Raw genomic sequence first — 640 nt, forward strand, 5'->3', positions numbered from 1 at the left:
TTCCTCATTGTAAGGAAGTTTATAAGTATCCAGGATTTCTTCCATACAGGCTACGAACCCTGCGTTTTGCTTTGGGGGGATGCACCAGTATTCGTTTTTGTGAGGCTGCAGTTCATTTTTTTTAATGCAGAGCGCACGGTTTCTACGGCAACAGGCTCAATGATTTTAAGTTCGACGGCTTTATCCCGCAAGAGCTGCAGGGACCAGGAGGAATGGCCTTGAGGAGCTGCACTACAGGCCAGTTGGACCAGACGGGCCTGCTGATCCCCCTGTATTTTGCAGACGTTGTTTTGTCTGGGGTTGCGGTGAATCGTGATACATTCATCAAACCCCAGGTCCACAAAACGTTTTATCGTACAATGTACGGTTGAAATAGAAACATCCAGACTTTCAGCAATCTGGCGGTGGGTAAGATTTTTACCAGAATCCTTGTGTAGGGCAAGAAGGATCAGAGCGCGCTTCTTTATCGTAAGTGTTGTTTCATTCATGGAAAGTAATGCTTTCAAAAAAGAAATCTGCTCATCATTAAGGACCACCTCATATTTTTGGTTACGTTTATTATTTGAACCTGTTCTTGCCATGTGTAATAACCGCCTTTTTCTTTAATGTTATCACACTAAAGTATATTTGACAACTAGAT

Annotated in this window: 1 protein-coding gene; it reads right to left on the reverse strand. The window is 43.0% G+C overall.

Annotation, left to right across the window (positions count from 1 at the left end; all coding sequences use genetic code 11):
- Positions 1–50 precede the first annotated feature (50 nt).
- Positions 51–581: a helix-turn-helix domain-containing protein gene (locus LK536_RS58480; protein ID WP_506092299.1), complete on the reverse strand. Its 531-nt coding sequence runs from the start codon at positions 579–581 to the stop codon at positions 51–53.
- Between the last annotated feature and the right edge of the window lie 59 nt (positions 582–640).

Source organism: Clostridium pacaense (assembly GCF_020709765.2).
Taxonomy (GTDB): domain Bacteria; phylum Bacillota; class Clostridia; order Lachnospirales; family Lachnospiraceae; genus Enterocloster; species Enterocloster hominis.

Bases quoted from the DNA above. Each gene is read 5' to 3' on its own strand.
- LK536_RS58480 (WP_506092299.1), bottom strand. From the start codon at position 581: ATGGCAAGAACAGGTTCAAATAATAAACGTAACCAAAAATATGAGGTG.